At 70.9% G+C, this 18,365-nt stretch carries 14 protein-coding genes; 7 read left to right on the top strand and 7 right to left on the bottom strand.

What is annotated here, in order from left to right; translation table 11 throughout:
- Positions 1-70: 70 nt before the first annotated feature.
- The 5 genes from Cco03nite_RS23010 to Cco03nite_RS22990 form a co-directional block, all read right to left on the bottom strand.
- Positions 71-1,309 (bottom strand): sugar ABC transporter permease, encoded by a 1,239-nt coding sequence (locus Cco03nite_RS23010; protein ID WP_203694253.1) that lies wholly within the window; start codon positions 1,307-1,309, stop codon positions 71-73.
- On the bottom strand, positions 1,309-2,127 hold the full coding sequence (locus Cco03nite_RS23005; protein WP_203694252.1) for an ATP-binding cassette domain-containing protein: 819 nt from the start codon (positions 2,125-2,127) through the stop codon (positions 1,309-1,311). The genes Cco03nite_RS23010 and Cco03nite_RS23005 overlap by 1 nt, the downstream gene beginning before the upstream one ends.
- Positions 2,128-2,219: 92 nt before the next feature.
- Positions 2,220-3,305 (bottom strand): sugar ABC transporter substrate-binding protein, encoded by a 1,086-nt coding sequence (locus Cco03nite_RS23000; protein WP_203694251.1) that lies wholly within the window; start codon positions 3,303-3,305, stop codon positions 2,220-2,222.
- A gap of 318 nt (positions 3,306-3,623) precedes the next feature.
- Entirely contained in the window at positions 3,624-4,439 is an 816-nt protein-coding gene (locus Cco03nite_RS22995) for a M23 family metallopeptidase (RefSeq protein ID WP_239167587.1), read from the bottom strand.
- Between the two features lie 303 nt (positions 4,440-4,742).
- A complete protein-coding gene (locus tag Cco03nite_RS22990) occupies positions 4,743-5,924 on the bottom strand; it encodes a cytochrome P450 family protein (protein ID WP_203694250.1) in 1,182 nt (393 codons plus the stop codon).
- Between the two features lie 237 nt (positions 5,925-6,161).
- On the opposite strand from Cco03nite_RS22990, the gene ppdK reads away from it, so the two are divergent.
- The 4 genes from ppdK (at position 6,162) to Cco03nite_RS22970 (ending at position 12,935) form a co-directional block, all read left to right on the top strand.
- On the top strand, positions 6,162-8,789 hold the full coding sequence (gene ppdK, locus Cco03nite_RS22985) for a pyruvate, phosphate dikinase (protein ID WP_203694249.1): 2,628 nt from the start codon (positions 6,162-6,164) through the stop codon (positions 8,787-8,789).
- Positions 8,790-8,933: 144 nt separating this feature from the next.
- Entirely contained in the window at positions 8,934-9,281 is a 348-nt protein-coding gene (locus tag Cco03nite_RS22980; RefSeq protein ID WP_203694248.1) for a VOC family protein, read from the top strand.
- 268 nt (positions 9,282-9,549) lie between these two features.
- Positions 9,550-12,393: a glycoside hydrolase family 9 protein gene (locus Cco03nite_RS22975; protein ID WP_203694247.1), complete on the top strand. Its 2,844-nt coding sequence runs from the start codon at positions 9,550-9,552 to the stop codon at positions 12,391-12,393.
- A gap of 116 nt (positions 12,394-12,509) precedes the next feature.
- On the top strand, positions 12,510-12,935 hold the full coding sequence (locus tag Cco03nite_RS22970; protein WP_203694246.1) for a hypothetical protein: 426 nt from the start codon (positions 12,510-12,512) through the stop codon (positions 12,933-12,935).
- A 54-nt stretch (positions 12,936-12,989) separates the two neighbouring features.
- Here Cco03nite_RS22970 and Cco03nite_RS22965 read toward each other — a convergent pair whose 3' ends face one another.
- Complete coding sequence (locus Cco03nite_RS22965) at positions 12,990-14,117, bottom strand: DUF1996 domain-containing protein (RefSeq protein WP_203694245.1); 1,128 nt, start codon at positions 14,115-14,117, stop codon at positions 12,990-12,992.
- 64 nt (positions 14,118-14,181) lie between these two features.
- Positions 14,182-14,904 (bottom strand): DUF4142 domain-containing protein, encoded by a 723-nt coding sequence (locus Cco03nite_RS22960; RefSeq protein ID WP_203694244.1) that lies wholly within the window; start codon positions 14,902-14,904, stop codon positions 14,182-14,184.
- Between the two features lie 291 nt (positions 14,905-15,195).
- On the opposite strand from Cco03nite_RS22960, the gene Cco03nite_RS22955 reads away from it, so the two are divergent.
- The 3 genes from Cco03nite_RS22955 (at position 15,196) to Cco03nite_RS22945 (ending at position 18,280) form a co-directional block, all read left to right on the top strand.
- Positions 15,196-16,206: a ferric reductase-like transmembrane domain-containing protein gene (locus Cco03nite_RS22955; RefSeq protein ID WP_203694243.1), complete on the top strand. Its 1,011-nt coding sequence runs from the start codon at positions 15,196-15,198 to the stop codon at positions 16,204-16,206.
- 139 nt (positions 16,207-16,345) lie between these two features.
- A complete protein-coding gene (locus tag Cco03nite_RS22950) occupies positions 16,346-17,605 on the top strand; it encodes an NAD(P)/FAD-dependent oxidoreductase (protein ID WP_203694242.1) in 1,260 nt (419 codons plus the stop codon).
- A gap of 21 nt (positions 17,606-17,626) precedes the next feature.
- The gene (locus tag Cco03nite_RS22945; protein ID WP_203694241.1) at positions 17,627-18,280 is read left to right on the top strand and encodes a COG4315 family predicted lipoprotein; all 654 of its coding nucleotides are present in this window, start codon (positions 17,627-17,629) and stop codon (positions 18,278-18,280) included.
- Positions 18,281-18,365 lie beyond the last annotated feature (85 nt).

Raw genomic sequence — 18,365 nt, 5'->3', positions numbered from 1 at the left:
GGCCAACAGTTCGCGCAAGATCGTCGCGATCTTGGGCGGGGTGGGGTGAGGGCGGGGTGGTGGCGGTGGGTTAGCGGCCGTGGGAGGTGCGGGAGCGTTGGACCAGGGCGTCGATGACTACGGCGGCCAGGAGGACGGTGCCGGTGACGATGAGGCGTACGTCGGAGGACAGGCTCAGCAGTTCCAGGCCGTTGGCGATGGCGCCGATGACGAGCGCGCCGAGCAGGGGGGCGTAGCGGCGGGTGCGGCCGCCGAAGAGGCTGGTGCCGCCGATGACGGCGGCGGCGATCGCGTTGATCAGGGTCTCGCCGCTGCCGGACTGCTGGTTGGCGAAGCCGAGCCGCATCGCGGCGACCACGCCACTGACCGCGGCGAGGGTGCTGCACAGGGCGAACACCGAGATGCGGATCCAGTCGACGTTGATGCCGGCCCGGCGGGCCGCCTCGATGTTGCCGCCCACCGCGAAGATCTTGCGCCCGTACGCGGTGCGCCGCAGCAGCCAGTCGAAGAAGACCACCACCAGCACCATGAACACGAAGGTCCACGGCACGCCGCGGTCCAGGTAGAGCTTGGCGACGATGAGCTGGAGCAGCACGAACAGGATCACCGCGACCGCGATCGGCAGCCACAGCGGCATGACGGGCAGCTCGGCGGCGGCTCGCCTACGCCGGGTCAGCAGGCTGAACAGCAGGTAGAGCACGGGGATCAGGGCGGCCAGCGTGATCGCGAGCCAGCGCGGCACGAACGAGAACTGCGCCCAGCGCACCAGCGTGCCGGCCGGGGGCAGGTTGATGGTGCCCTGCTCGCCCAGCACCCGCAGCTGCACGCCCTGCCAGATGAGCAGGCCGGCCAGCGTGACGATGAACGACGGCACACCGATCTTGGCGAAGATGGAGCCCTGGACCGTGCCGACCAGGGTGCCGACGAGCACCGCGATCAGCACGGCCACCAGCGGTGCGAACCCGTCGTTCACGTGGGTGACCAGCAGCACGGCTGCGGCGAGGCCGCTCACCGAGCCGATGGACAGGTCGATCTCGCCGAGCATCAGCACCAGCGTGATGCCGGTGGCCATGATGCCCAGCGCGGCGATCTGCAGGCACAGGTTGACCAGGTTGAACGCGTTGAGGAAGGTCGGGTTGAGACTCTGGAACACGATCACGATGAGGATCAGCCCGACGATGATCGGCAGCGAGCCGATGTCGCCGGTGCGCAGCGTCTGCAGCCAGCCGCCGACCGCCTCCTTCGGGCTGCTCAGCTCCGTCGCCGGGGTCGGTGGGGGCACCGCGGGTTCGGCCAGCGGGTCCGACATCAGACGCCGCCCTCCGCCGAGCCGGCCGCCAGCGGGTCGTCGCCGGCGGACTGCTCGCGCAGCCGGGCCACCCGCTCGGAGACGACGTTCTGGGTCGCCCCGGTGATCGCGGCGATGATCTGCTCGTTGGTGACGTCGTGGGTGCGGAACTCGCCGTTGTTGCGGCCGAGCCGCAGCACCGCCACCCGGTCCGCGACCGCGCGTACGTCGACCATGTTGTGGCTGATCAGCACCACGCCCAGGCCCCGGTCGCGCAGCCGCTCGATGAGGTTGAGCACCTGCGCGGTCTGTGCCACGCCGAGCGCCGCGGTGGGCTCGTCGAGCAGCACCACCTTCGGGTCGCCGAGCAGCGAACGGGAGATCGCCACGGTCTGCCGCTGACCGCCGGACAGGGCCGCGACGGGCAGCCGTACGCTCGGAATCCGCGCCGCCAGCTCCCGCAGCAGCTTGCCGCTGCGCCGCTCCATCTCGACCTCGTCGAGCGCCGCCCCCCGCCGCAGCTCCCGCCCGAGGAACAGGTTGTTGACCACGTCCAGGTTGTCGCACAGCGCCAGATCCTGGAAGACGGTCGCGATGCCCAGCTCCTGCGCCGCGTGCGGGGTCTCGACGCGCACCTCGCGCCCCGCGAACGTCACCGTCCCGGTGTCCGGCGGACTCACCCCGCAGATCGCCTTGACCAGCGTCGACTTACCCGCCCCGTTGTCCCCGACGAGCGCCACCACCTGCCCGGCGTACACGTCGAGGTCCACCTCGCTCAGCGCCTGCACCGCACCGAACCGCTTGCTGACCCCCCGCAACGCCAGAATCGGCTCCCGCACCCCACTCACCCCCTAGGAAAGGAAGGGCACCTTCACATCGCCATACGTAGAGGAAGGTGCCCTTCTTAACGCCTGCCCGGTGACTGGCCAGGTCAGGTCAGGCCGGCGGCCTGGCAGGCGGCCGAGTACGTCGAGGTGCAGATCTGCTCGACGGTGTAGAGGTTGTCGGCGACCACGGTCTGCTTGATGTTGTCCTTGGTCACCGCCTGCGGTTCGAGCAGGAACGAGGGCACGTCGACCGCGCCGTTGTTGACGGTCCGGTCGGTGCTCGGCTTCTCGCCCCTGACCAGCGCGACCGCCACCTCGGCGGCCTGCTCGGCCTCGGGCTTGAACGCCTTGTAGACGGTCATGTACTGGTCGCCGCCGACGATCCGCTGGATGGCGGCGAGTTCGGCGTCCTGGCCCGTGGTCGGCGGCACAGGCGTGATGCCCGCGGCCCGCATCGCCGAGATCGCGCCACCCGCGGTGCCGTCGTTGGCGGCGTACACCCCCACGAACCCGTCCTTGCCGAGCTGCGCGATCTGGCCCTCCATGAACTTCTGGGCGTTCTCGGGCTTCCACTCGGGCGTGAAGAAGTCGGGCGTCGGAACGGTCTTGAACCCGGAGGTGTCCAGCGCGGAGTGCGCGCCCTTGTTGAACAGCTTCGCGTTGTTGTCGGTCGGTGAACCGTTGATCATCACGATGTCGCCCGAGGTCTTACCCAGCTCCTTGAGCCGGTTGACCAGCGTCTCGCCCTGCAGTTGGCCGACACGCTCGTTGTCGAAGGAGATGTAGTAGTCGACCGGCGCGTTCTGGATGAGCCGGTCGTACGAGATCACCGGCACGTTCTTCGACTTCGCCAGCGACACGATGGTGGCCGCCGCCGCGCCGTCGACCGGGTCGAGCACCAGCACCTGCGCGCCGTTGTTGAGCGCCGCCTCGGCCTGCTGCTGCTGGCGGCTCTGGTCCTGCTGAGCGTTGCTGTAGATGATCTCGCAGTCGGGGCACAGCTGCTTGACCTTGGCCTCGAACAGCGGCCGGTCGTGCTGCTCGTACCGCGTGGTCTGCGATTCGGGCAGCAGCAGTGCGATCTTGCCGCTGCCGCCCGAGCCGCCCGAGTCGCCGCTCTCGCAGGCGGCGGCCCCGACGACGAGCAGGAGCGCGGTGGTGACGGCGACTGCCAGGCGCCGCGAAGACATGCCAACCTCCTTCACGGCCGGCTCGCCGGGCGCGTCGGCACGGGATAGGCGAATACGAGCGATCCTATAACTCACCTATTCCGCATATGTCCCGTCTCGCGAATTCTCAGCCGATCCTCAGGCTCGCCGATGCGGGCCAGGTCGGCATGATCGTCGGACTTGCCAGGCAGGTGGGCGAAAGCGCGCCCAAGATACGCACGGGTGCCAGGCAAGTCCGACGATCACGGCCGCCCGGCGGACTCCGCATAGCGAGAGGCCCGGATCAGTGATGATCCGGGCCTCTCGTCGGGGGAGGGATGGGGTATGGGGATGGGTGGTTCAGCAGGAGGTCTGGATGCCGCGGTCGGCCAGCCAGCCGTCCGGGTTGATCTGGTTCCACATGCCCTTGTGCACCTCGAAGTGCAGGTGCGGGCCGGTCGAGTCGCCGGTGGAGCCTTCCAGGCCGAGGATGTCGCCGGCCTTGACCTCGTCGCCGACCGACACCTTGTCCTGCGACATGTGCGCGTAGTGGGTGAGGTAGCCGTTGTGGTGGTCGACCACGACCGAGATGCCGTAACCGCTGTACGCCCAGCCGGCGCTGACCACGGTGCCCGCGCCGACGGCGCGGATCGGGGTGCCGCTCGGCATGGCGAAGTCGATGCCGGCGTGCAGCACGCCCCAGCGCTGCCCGAAGCAGGACGTCACCTGGGCGCCCTTCATCGGGATCAGCCACGCCGGGCGGGGTGCGGCGGCGGGCTTCGGCGCGGTCTTGACCGTGGCCGGCTTCGGCTTGGTCACCGTCGGCTTCTTGGGCGGGGTGGTGGTGGGCTTGGTCGTGGTGGTCTCCACGGGCGTGGAGCGCTGGTACCGGCTCGCGTCCTCGGCGATGTACTGCCGCTCGGCGAGCGCGTCGACGGTCGCGACATTGGTGATCGCCTTGGCGGCGTCCGCGGGGGTGGGGTCGTTGTCGTTGGCGTTGGCGGCACCGGCGATCAGGCCGAACGCGCTGACACCCGCGAGAGCGGTGATGGCCAGTGCCTGGCGGGAGTGCCGGGCGAGGCCTCCGCGGACCATTCCGCCGGTCTGGGCGAGGCGGTCACGGCTCTTGTCGAGGTTGCCGGGGACGCTGTGCTTGCCACGTCTGAAGTAAGTCACGGGGGTTGGGGGCCTTTCCGTCATCACCTTTGATTCGGGAGCGCCCATACTGCCTGCTCAGTGACTGGACTCACCAGCGCGGTCAGGAATCATCCGTCCTGATGGGTGAACTTTCCTCCCCTTCTAGGGGCTTACTGGTCGGTTCATCACGTCTTGCGCTGACGTGATCTGCATCACAGCGTGTCCGAATTGCTGGCATTTTCCCCTACGGGATCGCCTCAGGGAGGCGTTGTTTTATCCCATCAAAGCTCCACTCAGATGGCTAAATCGCCACTAAATGGAGCTTTGATCTTGGGGGAAATTTCAGCTCAGCATGACCGGTAGCCGATCGAGGCCGCGTAGCAGCGCTCCAGGACGCCAGATCAACTCGTCCAGCGGCTGCGTGGCCCGCAGCTTCGGGAAGCGGTCCAGCAGGCCGTTGAAGGCGATCTCGCCCTCCAGCCGGGCCAGCGGCGCGCCGAGGCAGTAGTGGATGCCGTGGCCGAACGCCAGGTGCTGGTTGTCGGCGCGCGCCGGGTCGAAGCGCTCCGGGTCGGCGAACGCCTGCGGGTCGTGGTTGGCCGACAGCAGGCTGACCATGACGACCGCCCCGGCCGGCACGGTCACCCCGCCGAACTCCACCGGCTCGGTGGCGATCCGCAGGGTCGCGGTCTTCACCGGGCTCTCGTACCGCAGGAACTCCTCGATGGCGGGGGAGAGCAGCTTGCGGTCCGCGCGCAGCCGCGCCAGCTCCTCGGGGTGGCTCAGCAGCAGGTAGACGCCGTTGCCGATGAGGTTGACGGTGGTCTCGTGCCCGGCGAGCAGCAGCAGGAACACCAGCGAGGTCAGCTCGTCCTCGGTCAGCCGCTCGCCGTCGTCGGCCGCCGTGACCAGCGCGGACAGCAGCGCGTGGTCCGGCTGGGCCCGCTTGCGCTCGACCAGCTCGCGGACGTAGTCGTTCATCGCCGTCGCGGCCGCCAGCGCGTCGCCCTGCGCCAGCGCGCTGGCGATGATGGTGTTGGACCACGCCCGGAAGCTGTCCCGGTCGTCCATCGGCACCCCGAGCAGCTCGCAGATGACCGCCAGGGGCAGCGGGAAGGCGTACTCGCCGATCAGGTCGACCTCGTCCCGGCCGGCGAAGCCGTCGAGCAGCTCGTCGGAGATGCGCTGCACGTCGGGGCGCAGGTCGGCGATGCGGCGGGCGGTGAACGCCGAGGAGACGATGCGGCGCAGCCGGGTGTGCGCGGGCGGGTCGTTGCTGAGCATGTGCGAGTCCATCGCGGCCCGCAGCTCGACCGGCCAGCCGCCGCTGGTGCGGATCGGGGCGCCGGAGACGTTCTTGCTCAGCCGGGGGTCGTTCAGGGCGCGGCGGGCGTCGTCGTGCCGGGTGATCAGCCAGGCGTTGAAGTTCGGGGCCACGGCGAACTCGTGCGCGGGAGCCTCCTCGCGCAGCCGTGCGTAAAGCGGATGGGGGGCGGACGTCGCTTCAGGACCGAACGGATGCATGGTGCGAACGTTAGCAATCGATGTCCGTTTCGGCGGCCCCCTTCGACCTCCGCCGAATGTCACCCGATCGGGGTGGGTATGCGCGGTAGTGCGCGTGGGAACGCTCCCTGAAAACCGTGCGAACGGCACAACTGTCGATGCATGTGCCATACGTCACCAGCTCCTCCTAAATTCCCTGAGCGGCCGTTAAGGTCCCGCGCAAGACTGATTGTCGAGGTCACTACGCGGGAGGTCGCAATGACGAAGTACGTGTACGACTTCGCCGAGGGGAACAAGGACCTCAAGGATCTGCTCGGCGGCAAGGGCGCGAACCTCGCCGAGATGGTGCGGATCGGCCTGCCCGTGCCCCCCGGGTTCACCATCACCACCGACGCCTGCCGCGAATACCTGGCCGCGGGCAGCCCGCCCGCCGAGCTGGCCGGGCAGGTCGGCGCGCACCTCGCCGCGCTGGAGCAGACCATGGGCCGCCGCCTCGGCGACCCGGCCGACCCGCTGCTCGTGTCGGTGCGCTCGGGAGCCAAGTTCTCCATGCCCGGCATGATGGAGACGGTGCTCAACGTCGGCCTGACCGACGCCAGCGTGCACGGGCTGGCCGCGCGCAGCGGCAACGAGCGCTTCGCCTGGGACTCGTACCGCCGGCTCATCCAGATGTTCGGCAAGACCGTCTGCGACGTGCCCGGCGACGCCTTCGAGCACGCCATGGACCGGGTCAAGGGCTCGCGCGCGGACGTCGACCTGGACGCCGCCGAGCTGCGCGGCCTGGTGGACACCTTCAAGGCCATCTTCGCCGAGCACACCGGGCGCGAGTTCCCGCAGGACCCGCGCGAGCAGATGGACCTCGCCGTCAACGCGGTCTTCGACTCCTGGAACGCCGAGCGCGCCGTGCTCTACCGCCGCCAGGAGCGCATCCCGGCCGACCTGGGCACCGCCGTCAACATCGTGGCGATGGTCTTCGGCAACCTCGGCCCCGACTCCGGCACCGGCGTCGCGTTCACCCGCGACCCGGCCACCGGCGCCCGCGGCGTGTACGGCGACTACCTCGCCAACGCCCAGGGCGAGGACGTCGTCGCCGGCATCCGCAACACCGTGCCGCTGCAGGAGCTGGAGCAGCTCGACAAGAAGTCGTTCGACGAGCTGACGGGCATCATGTCCACGCTCGAAGGCCACTACCGCGACCTGTGCGACATCGAGTTCACCATCGAGGCCGGCAAGTTGTGGATGCTGCAGACCCGGGTCGGCAAGCGCACCGCGGCCGCGGCGTTCATCATCGCGTCGCAGCTCGTCGACGAGGGCATGATCGACCTCGACGAGGCGCTGCGCCGGCAGAGCGGGGCGCGGCTGGCCCAGCTGATGTTCCCGACCTTCGACGAGTCGGCGGTCGACAAGCCGATCGCCAAGGGCATCGCGGCCTCGCCGGGCGCGGCCGTCGGGCACGTGGTGTTCGACAGCGCGCACGCGGTCGAGCGGGCCGCGAAGGGGGAGAAGGTCATCCTGGTGCGCCGGGAGACCAATCCCGACGACCTGCCCGGCATGATCGCGGCGCAGGGCATCCTGACCAGTCGCGGCGGCAAGACCTCGCACGCCGCGGTGGTGGCCCGGGGCATGGGCAAGACCTGCGTCTGCGGTGCCGAGTCGGTCGAGGTGGACCTGGCCGGCAAGCGGTTCACCGTCGGCGACGTGACCGTGGGCGAGGGCGACCTGATCTCGATCGACGGCACCACCGGGGCGATCCACCTCGGCGAGGTGCCGGTGAAGCCCAGCCCGGTGGTGCGCTACTTCGACGGCGACCTGCCCGCCGACGCGGACACGCTGGTCGCCGCCGTACACCGGATGCTGACGCACGCCGACGAGCGGCGGCGGCTGGCCGTGCGCACCAATGCCGACACCGGCTCCGACGCGGCGCGGGCGCGGCGCTTCGGCGCGCAGGGCATCGGCCTGTGCCGCACCGAGCACATGTTCCTCGGCGAGCGCCGGGCCATGGTCGAGCGGCTGATCCTGGCCGACGGCGCGGACGAGCAGCAGCGGGCGCTGGACGCGCTGCTGCCGCTGCAGCGCGACGACTTCGCGGAGATCTTCCGGGCGATGGACGGGCTGCCGGTCACCATCCGGCTGATCGATCCGCCACTGCACGAGTTCCTGCCGCCGCTGGAGGAGCTGGCCGTCGAGGTCGCCACCGCGAAGGAGCCCGACCCGCACCGGGAGGCGCTGCTGGCTGCGGTGCGCCGGATGCACGAGCAGAACCCGATGCTGGGGCTGCGCGGCGTACGCCTCGGTCTGGTCATCCCGGGGCTGTTCGGCATGCAGGTGCGGGCCATCGCGCAGGCCGCGGCCCAGGTCCGCGCCGACGGCGGCGACGCCCGGCCGGAGATCATGGTGCCGCTGGTGGGCGCGGTCCAGGAGCTGGAGGCGGTACGGGCCGACGCCGAGCGCATCCTCGCCGAGGAGGGCATGTCCGGCACCCCGATCGGTACGATGATCGAGGTGCCCCGGGCCGCGCTGACGGCGGGCCAGATCGCCGAGGCGGCCGACTTCTTCTCCTTCGGCACCAACGACCTGACCCAGATGGGCTGGGGCTTCTCCCGCGACGACGTGGAGGGCTCGTTCTTCAGCCGGTACCTGGAGCTGGGCGTGTTCGGGGTGTCGCCGTTCGAGACACTGGACCGTGACGGCATCGGCCGGCTGGTGCGCATCGCCGTGCAGGAGGGCCGCCAGGTGCGGCCGGACCTGAAGATCGGGGTCTGCGGCGAGCACGGCGGCGACCCCGAGTCGGTGCGCTTCTTCCACGAGGCGGGATTGGACTACGTCTCCTGCTCGCCGTTCCGCGTCCCGGTCGCCCGCCTGGAAGCCGGCCGCGCCGTCCTCTGACCTGCCAGATGTTGGGAAGGGCGCCTTCACGACGCGGAGCGCTGTGAAGGCGCCCTTCCTTTCCGGGGGGTTTACGGGTGGTGGCAGACGGGAATCCGGGGGCGTACGCTTTCGGCACTCTGTCCACACCGGCAGGAGGCGGCGATGGGGCTGCGCTGGCATGGCACCGCAGTGGACGCCGGGGATCCGGCGCGGCTGGCTCGCTGGTGGGCCGAGGTGCTCCACTTCCAGATACTGGAGGAGCGCCCGGACGCGGTGGCGATCGCGCCCGACCAGGCGACGTATCCCGGCATGCTGTTCGTGCAGGCGCCTGCCGCGAAGGTGGGCCGCAACCGGCTGCAGGTCGAGCTGGACTGCGACGATCTCGTGGCCGACATCGAACGCCTGATGGACATGGGCGCGCGCCACGTGCCCGTGGAGGCGGCGAGCGCGCCCTGGACGCTGCTGGCCGACCCGGAGGGCAACGAGTTCCGGCTGCGCCCGCGCCCGTGACCGCCGCGTGCTGAAAGTTTCATCGCGAGCGGTCGATATGGGAGCGTTTCCATGCATCGCCGGGTAACCGCAGGTCATTGACGCTTCACATGCGCGTTACATCCGGCTACATTGGTCGGCAGTTGTGGGAGCGCTCCCGCACCTCTCCGCCCGATCACTCACCGTGCCTGGCCACCGCGTCGGGCGGTTTCGGATGCGCCCACGTCCGAGACCGCGCCATCCCGCCGCGGTCCGCCCCGGCGCGGCTCCACGTACGAGGAGTTCCGTCATGCCCGACGCACGACCCCACTGGGGACGCCGGCTGGCGGCGACCGCCGCCGCGGCGCTGACCGCGGCGAGTTTCGCCGTCGCGGTCAGCCCCGGCCCGGCCGCCGCCGCCCCCGCCTTCAACTACGCCGAGGCGCTGCAGAAGTCGCTGTACTTCTACGAGGCCCAGATCGCCGGCCCCAAGCCGTCCTGGAGCCGGGTCTCCTGGCGCGGCGACTCGGCCATGAACGACGGCTCCGACGTGGGCCTGAACCTGACCGGCGGCTGGTTCGACGCCGGTGACCACGTCAAGTTCGGCTTCCCGATGGCGTTCACCACCACGATGCTGGCCTGGGGCGCGGTCGAGTACCGGGCCGGGTACGCCGCGTCGGGGCAGCTCACCCAGCTGCTGAACAACCTGCGGGTGCCCAACGACTACTTCATCAAGGCGCACCCGTCGGCCAACGTGCTCTACGGGCAGATCGGCAAGGGCGACGACGACCACAAGTGGTGGGGTCCGGCCGAGGTGATGCCGATGGCGCGGCCCGCGTACAAGATCGACGCGAGCTGCGGCGGCGCGGACCTCGCGGGTGAGACCGCGGCCGCGATGGCCGCCTCGTCGATGGTGTTCCGGCCGACCGACCCGACGTACGCCGACACCCTGGTCACGCACGCGAAGCAGCTGTACACGTTCGCCGACACGGTGCGCCAGACCTACCACTCGTGCATCACCGACGCGACGAACTTCTACAAGTCGTGGAGCGGCTACACCGACGAGCTGGTGTGGGGCGGGATCTGGCTCTACCGGGCCACCGGTGACGCGTCCTACCTGGCCAAGGCCGAGGCGGCGTACGACAGCCTGGGCACCGAGCCGCAGACCACCACCCGCTCGTACAAGTGGACGCTGGCCTGGGACAACAAGCAGTTCGGCGCGTACGTGCTGCTGGCCAACCTGACCGGTAAGCAGAAGTACGTCGACGACGCCAACCGCTGGCTGGACTACTGGACCGTCGGCGTCAACGGCGAGAAGATCCGCACCTCGCCCGGCGGCATGGCCGTGCTCGACAGCTGGGGCGCGCTGCGCTACGCCGCGAACACCTCGTTCGCCGCGCTGGTCTACAGCGACAAGACCACCGACACGGTGCGCAAGGCGCGGTACAAGGACTTCGCGGTCCGGCAGATCAACTACGCGCTCGGCGACAACCCGCGCAACTCGTCGTACATGATCGGCTTCGGGACCAACTCGCCGAAGAACCCGCACCACCGCACGGCGCACGGTTCCTGGTGGGACAGCATGACGGTGCCGACCGAGACCCGGCACGTGCTGTACGGCGCGCTGGTCGGCGGCCCGTCCTCGCCCGACGACGCGTACCAGGACCAGCGCAACGACTACGTGATGAACGAGGTCGCCACCGACTACAACGCCGGTCTGACCTCCGCGCTGGCCCGGCTGTCCCAGGAGTACGGCGGCACCCCGCTGGCCGGCTTCCCCGGTGTACAGGCCCCCGACATGGACGAGATGACCGTCGAGACGACCCTGGTCGCCGACGCGCGGGAGACCCGGGTCAAGGCGATCGTCTACAACAAGTCGGCGTTCCCGGCCCGCGCGCTGACCACGGCGAAGTTCCGCTACTACTTCACCCGCGACGACGCGAGCGCGGTCGTGGTCACCTCCGGCTACACCCAGGGCTGCCCGTCGCCGAGCACCGCGAAGCAGGCCCAGGGCAACCTCTGGTACGTCGAGGTCGACTGCGCCGGGTACACCATCGCGCCCGCCGGGCAGTCGCAGCACCGGATGGAGGTGCAGTTCAAGGTCGGCGTCGGCGAGGGCGGCACCTGGAGCGTTGCCAACGACCCGTCGTACCTGGCCACCGCGGGGGTCAACCCGGGCGTGCCGCTGTACCACGGCGGCGTGAAGATCTGGGGCAACGAGCCCAGCACCACCCCGGACACCACCGCGCCCACCGCGCCCGGCACCCCGAGCGCGTCCGGCGTCACCAGCACCGGCCTGACGCTGGCCTGGGCGGGATCGACCGACACCGGCGGCAGCGGCCTGGCCGGCTACGACGTCTACCGCGAAGCGGGCGCGACCGACGTGCTGGTCGGCTCGCCGACGACGGCCACCCTGTCGCTGACCGGGCTCACCCCGAACACCGCGTACACCTTCTACGTGGTGGCCAAGGACGGGGCGGGCAACCGCTCGGCGGCCTCGACCCCGGCGACGTTCACCACGCTGGTCGCCGACCCGGTCGACACCACCCCGCCGAGCACGCCCGGCACGCCGGTCGCGTCGGCGATCACGTCGAGCGGCGCGACCCTGACCTGGACCGGCTCCACCGACAACGTCGGCGTCACCGGCTACCGGGTCTACCGCGAGGCCGGCGCGACGGACGCGCTGCTGGCCACGGTCACCGGCACCACGTATTCGGTGACCGGGCTGACCGCCGCCACGGCGTACCAGTTCTACGTGGTCGCGGTCGACGCCGCGGGCAACGCCTCGACCCCGTCGAGCGCGGTGTCGCTGACCACCCTGCCGAACAACCCGGCGGGCAGCTGCCAGGTCACCTACGGCAGCAACGACTGGAACACCGGCTTCACCGGCAACGTGACGATCAAGAACACGGGGACCAGCACGATCAACGGCTGGACGCTGCGGTTCTCGTTCACCGCCGGGCAGCAGATCACCCAGTCCTGGTCGTCGAAGTACACCCAGACCGGGGCCGACGTCGCGATCACCAACGAGGGCTACAACGGCACGCTCGCCCCTGGCGCGTCCACGTCGTTCGGCTTCAACGCGACGCACACCGGCAGCAACCCGCGGCCGGCGGCGTTCACGCTCAACGGCGCCACCTGCACCATCGGGTGACGCCCTCCCGCCCGCGCCGTCGCCAGGGGGTGGCGGCGGCGCGGGCACACCGGTCCGAGCCCAAGCGGACCGTTCGGGGGTACGCGGTTGCGGCGCGTACCCCCTTAGACTCGCTCATGTCCTCTCATGACCCCCGGCTGAGCCGCCACGTCACCATCCTGCGGTGGATCGTGGGCGCGCTCGCCTCGACCTACTTGTTCTTCTTCCTCATCGCCTCGTTCGCGGTGGGCCTGTCCTTCGGCTGGAGCACCACCGCCCTGCTCGCGTTCCTCGCCAGCGCGGTGCTCAGCGCGGTGATCTACCTGCCGGCCGCGCCGCTCGCCGCCCGGATCCGCCGGTCCGACATCGCCCGGCTCTACACGGTCACCGCGATCAGGACCTGGGGCGCGCTGATGATGGGGCAGTTCGGGCTCGTCTTCGTCTTCGCGCTGGACGCCGGTCTGACCCCGCTGCTGCTCGGTGGCACCGCCACCGTCCTGCTCCTCGCCCTCGGCGTCTGGCCCCGCCCCGCCGTGCTCCTCCCGCCGGTCGCCACCGCCTGAACACAGCAACAGGGGGTACGCGGATGTCGCGTACCCCCTGTTCCGGCGGTGGGGTCAGCAGCGGCGGCCCCGGTTGATGCAGTCGGTCGCGAACGTGATCAGTTGCGCCGGCATCACGTTGACGAAGTCGGCGTGGTCGGTGAGCGGGCTGTGGTTCTGCTCGGGGAACGTGTCCAGCGCGAACGAGCGCCCGCGCGGCACGCTGTAGGTCAGCGTCATGCGCAGCTGCGCGATCGGCTTGGTGCCCTCCGGGCAGCGCCCGTCCGCGGCGGGGAAGATGACGTGCGCGCGGTGGTTGGCGCTGTCGGCGTTGACGCCGTCCCAGCAGCTCGGGAAGTCCAGGACGCGCTGCACCTGGCTGCCCCGCGGGCACAGCGGGTACTTCGTGGTGCGGCGGTTGGTGAAGCCGGTGCAGGTCCACTGCGCCTTGGCGTTGGTCGGCCCGTTGGTGACGGCCTTGGCGTCACCGGTGATCAGCCGTACGAAGTCCGGCATCGGGCTGATCTTCGCGAACCGGTTGCCGCGGAACTCCAGCCGCACCGACGCCGGGCGCAGGATGCGGCCGATGTTGCCGTCGTTGCCGCCGCCGTCGGCGGTCGCGTCCTCGCCGACGGTGCCGCGCTGGCGCAGCACCGGCCAGTAGTACGTGGAGCGGTCGTCGCGCCGGCAGGTGGTGCCCGCCGCGGCGAGGCTCTCGTTGGTGGAGTTGCCGTCGGCGGACAGGTTGCCGACGTAATCGTGCGTGTGGTGGGCGCCGTTGCTCACGCCCGGCGCGACGATGAAGTTGTCGGGGTTGCGGTGGTCGTTGAGGTTGCGGCCGCACAGCGAGGTGAACGTGCCCGCCGAACCCTCGGCGGTCGCCCGCCGTTCGCGCACGTTGGGCGCGACCGAGCGGATGTCGACGAAGTCGCCGGCCACCGGCGGGCCGGTCGGGGCGTGGCAGCGCGCGGGCGAGCGCGGCTTGGTGCACTCGGCGTCGGGGCCCTGATCGTTCGGGATACGGGCGGCCGCGGCGAGCTCCGCCGGGACCTCCTTGGCGGGGTTGGCGCCGTCGCCGGTCGCGGCCTGCGAGACCTGGCTGATGGTGGCCAGCACCGTCGCGGCGATCAGCACGATCACCGCGGCCAGTAATCGCCGCTCGCGGGGTTCCATCCGGTGCCGGGGGGAGTGACTGCGTGCCATGGGGGTGTCCTTCCGGGAGGTGGGTGCCGGGTGCGGCCGACGGGGGCGGCGGCCGCACCCGAGGTCAGCGGGGGTGCCGGACGCGGGCGGCCGTCACGGCGCCGACGGCGAGCGAGGTCGCCAGGATCAGCCAGATCATCGGCTCCGGCGTGCCGCCGGTGCGTGGGCCTGCGGCGGAGTTCGGCGCGGCGGCCGGGGTGGGGGGTGCGGGCAGCGAGTTGTAGTCGACCAGCCCGGTGCTCTCCAGGTACGTCATGTGCCGCATCACGATCGTCACGGCCTTCTGGGCGAACTCGCGGATCACCTCGTTGCGGGTGCCCGCGCGGACCGCCGCGACGACGCTGAAGACCTTGCCGTGGGCGACGCGCAGCCGGGCGATGAAGACGTTGTCCCATGCCTCGCCGCGCAGCCCGTTCAGCTCGTCGAGCCAGCCCTGCTGCTCGGCATTGGGCCGGTCGGGCACCGCCACCTGCAGTTGCGCCGCGACCTTGAGCACCTCGGCGTCCAGCGCGATGTGCTCGGCACTGATGTGGTGGCCGATCTCCTTGACCTTCTCGCCGCGGGCCCGGTCCTGGGCCTGCTTGCCGGCGGGGGCCTCCCAGAGCCCGGCGAGGCGCACCCGGACCAGCAGGTCCCGGTCGGCGGGGCCGAGCGGCCCGGACTCGGTGACGGTCCAGCCGGGGTCGGGTTCTTCGGCGTGAGCGGCCGGCGGCGGGGTCAGCGCCACCGCCGCGGCGAGAACCGCGACCGCTGCGAGTGCAGCGGTCCGGGCGCGGCGAATGTTCATCCGACGCCTTTCCGTGTTCGCCCGAATACATGATGCGCTGCCTATTGGCAGCGCCAGGAGCCTAAGCTCGGAGTCCGCTGTGGAGTCAATCCCCGAAGACATTGTTAAGCCGTTCTTAGGGTCCGCCTAGGACGTACCTAAAAAAGTGTGCCCTGTTCGCAGGAGTCTTCCGCGATGTGGTCGCAGGCATTGACATTGCGCCGCAAAGGGTTGAAGGTGTCGTCCCAAAGGGATCGCAGACCTTATTCGCGATGCCATTGTCGCTTATTAGAGCAGAGTAGCGGGACGGTTATGGAGAGTGCTCATGTCATCGCCGCGACGGTGGGATTCACCTCGTTCGGGCTGCTGTGGCTGGCAGTTCTCGGCGGCGTCGCGTTGCGCAACGGATGGGGCCTGAGCCGCGTCCGCCGGTCCGTGGCGTACGCCGCGCACCAGGGCATCGCCCTGGTCGGGCTGACGCTGGGGCTGGTGCACGGCATCGCCCAGCTCGCCGTGCCGAACGGCACCATCAGCGTCGTCGACGTCATCGTGCCGTTCGTGGACACCCACGACCCCATCGGCGTCGGGGCGGGCGTGCTGGGCCTGGAGCTGGTCATCGCCGGCGCGATATCGATCGTGATCCAGCGCAAGCTGGGGTTCAGCCGCTGGCGTGCCGTGCACATGGCCACGTACGTCGGGTTCTCGCTGGTCTCCGCGCACGTGCTGATCTCCGGTACGGACACCGGGCCCGGCTGGGTCTGGGGACCGGTCTACACCGCCTGGCTGGCCACGGTCGCGCTGTGGTTCACCTCCTGGCCGCGCCGTTCGCGCCGGGTCGAGTCCGACAACGTGCTGGCCGTCGTACGCCCCGAGCAGCCGCGCGACAGCCTGGTCGTCGACGTCGACCCGGTGCGCTGTGCCCGGTTCGGCTTCTGCGAGCAGGAGTCGCCCAGCGTGTTCAGCCTGCGCAGTGACGGCCGGCTCGACTACACGGCGGCCCCGCCCGCGTACCGGCTGGACGAGGTGGTCCGGGCGGTCGAGGTGTGCCCGGCCCGCGCCATCAGCGTCCGGCGCCCGCCCGGCAGCGCCCCGACCCCGCCACCGGCCCCGGTGACGCCCCTCATCGTGCGCCAGCGTGAGCGCCCCGCCGCGCCGCCGTCCGTCGAGGACGAGGCCGAGGAGAGCCGCCCGGTGGGCCGCTCCACCTTCGAACCCGCCACCGAACTCGACGAGTTCCGGCAGAACCGGCGGCACAGCCGGGCTTCGCACCGCGCCGCCGGCGCCCGCGACCGCTTCCACGTCGGCGACCTGAGCGAGGACTGAAACATGAGCGAGCTTTGCGAGCGAATCAGTGGGCTCTGCGATGCCGGTGACGAGCGAAGCGAGGAGCGGGCATGAGCGAGCTTTGCGAGCGAATCGACGGGCTGCGTGATGCCGGTGACGAGCGAAGCGAGGAGCGGGCATGAGGCACCGGATATCGGATCTTGATCGGATTCTTGTGGTCGGGGGTGGGCGGGCCGCTGTCGCGGCGGTGGAGGAGCTGGACCGGCTCGGGTTCAGTGGTGTGATCACCGTGCTGGCCGGCGAGTCGTACCCGCCGTACCACCGGCCCGCCTGCTCGAAAGGGCTGCTCACCGGGCAGCGGCCGGCCGACGTGCAGCTGTCGACCGAGTCCACCGCGCGCTGGCTGACCGGGCGGGTCGCGGCCGAACTCGACGCCAGGCGCCAGATCGTCTACGGCGAGTCCGGCGAGATGTACGAGTACGACGCGCTCATCGTCGCCACCGGCGCCCGCCCGGTCATCCCGGACGGCTGGCCGGTCGGCGAGCCCGGCCTGCACAGCCTGCACAGCATCGACGACGCGCTCGGCCTGGCCGCCGACCTGCGCCGGGCGCAGCGGGTGGCCGTCGTCGGCGCCGGGCTCACCGGCTGCGAAGCCGCCTACGTGGTGCGCTCAATCGCCCGCGAATGCACCATGATTGACTCGAACGCGCAGGTCATGACCCGCGCGGTCGGGTCGGTGACGGGCGGGATGATCGCCGACACGATGCGCCACGAAGGCGTACGCATGCGTCTCGGCCGCCGGGTCAAGCACCTGTCCCGGGGCCGCCGCGGCTGGCGGCTCGACCTCGACGACGGCTCGCACGTCGACGCCGACCTGGTCATCGCCACGCTCGGGGAACGGCCCGACACCGGCTGGTTCACCGCCCGCCACGCCGACACCAGCGACGGCCTGCTCTGCGACGAGAGCCTGCGCGTCCAGGGCGTGGACCGGGTCGTCGCGGCCGGCGCGGTGGCCCGCTGGCCCAACGCCTGGTACGGCGACGCCCCCGGCCGCGTCGACCAGTGGATCGCCGCGATGGAGATGGGCCGGGCCGCCGCCCGCACGCTGCTGTCCGGCTCGCGCGCCGCGCCCGCCGTCGGGGTGCTGCCCCGCTACTGGTCCGACCTGTTCGGGCTGCGCATCCAGGTGATCGGCCGCCTCGACAAGTCCGAGGAGGTCGCCGTCAGCGAACTGCGCCCCGGCCGCCGTGACATCGCCCGCGGCGGTGTGCTCGCCGCCCACCGCCGTGGCGGCGTGACCACCGGGGTGGTCGCGGTCAACGCGCCGCGGCAGTTCACCACGCTCGCCCGCGCGATGCGGGAGGCGGGCCCGGCCCGCCCGCTCGTGTCGCTGCCCGCCGTCGTCCCGAACCAGCGCCGCCTGAGCCTGGTCGGCTGAGCCGAGAGAAGGGAACCACCGATGCTTCGAAGTGTTCGCGCCGTACTGGCAGCCACGCTGCTGCTGGCCCCGCTGGGTGCCATGACCGCCTGTGCGGGCCTGCGGGACGGCCCGGCGCCGGTCACCGCGCCCGCACCGTCACCGCTCGGCCCGGCCGAGAACGAGCCCGCCGCCGAGGTCGTCGCCGCCGTCGGCATCCCCACCGCCGAGCTGCGCGGCAAGAAGATCCCGAAGATGGGCGAGGTCGTCGTCGACGCCGACGGCTTCGTGCTCTACCGGTTCGACAAGGACACCGCCGAGCCGCCGGCCAGCAACTGCTCCGGCGACTGCGCTGCGGTGTGGCCGCCGGTGCTGGTCGACGACAACCTGAAGCTGACCGGGCTGGACGCCAAGCTCGTCGGCACCGTCGAGCGGGAGGACGGGGCCACCCAGGTCACCCTGAACGGCTGGCCGCTCTACCGCTACATCGGCGACAAGAAGGCCGGGCAGTGGAAGGGCCAGGCCGTCGGCGGGGTCTGGTTCGTCGTCGCGCCGACCGGCAAGAAGAACCTGTCCTGCCTGCCGACCGCGACCCCGAAGCCGGTGCCCCCGCCCGGCGCGGACGCCTCGCCGGACGCCGGGGCGTCGCCCGCCGTCGCGGCCTCGCCGTCCGGGGACGGCGGATACACGTACTGAGTCGGCCGCCCGGTCCCGGGGCGGCGCCGACGGGAGGGCGCGGCACTTGCCTGCCGCGCCCTCCCGCGTGCCACACCGGATCAGG

It is taken from the genome of Catellatospora coxensis, from assembly GCF_016862635.1.
GTDB lineage: Bacteria > Actinomycetota > Actinomycetes > Mycobacteriales > Micromonosporaceae > Catellatospora > Catellatospora coxensis.
This window is presented reverse-complemented; position numbering and strand designations above follow the sequence as displayed.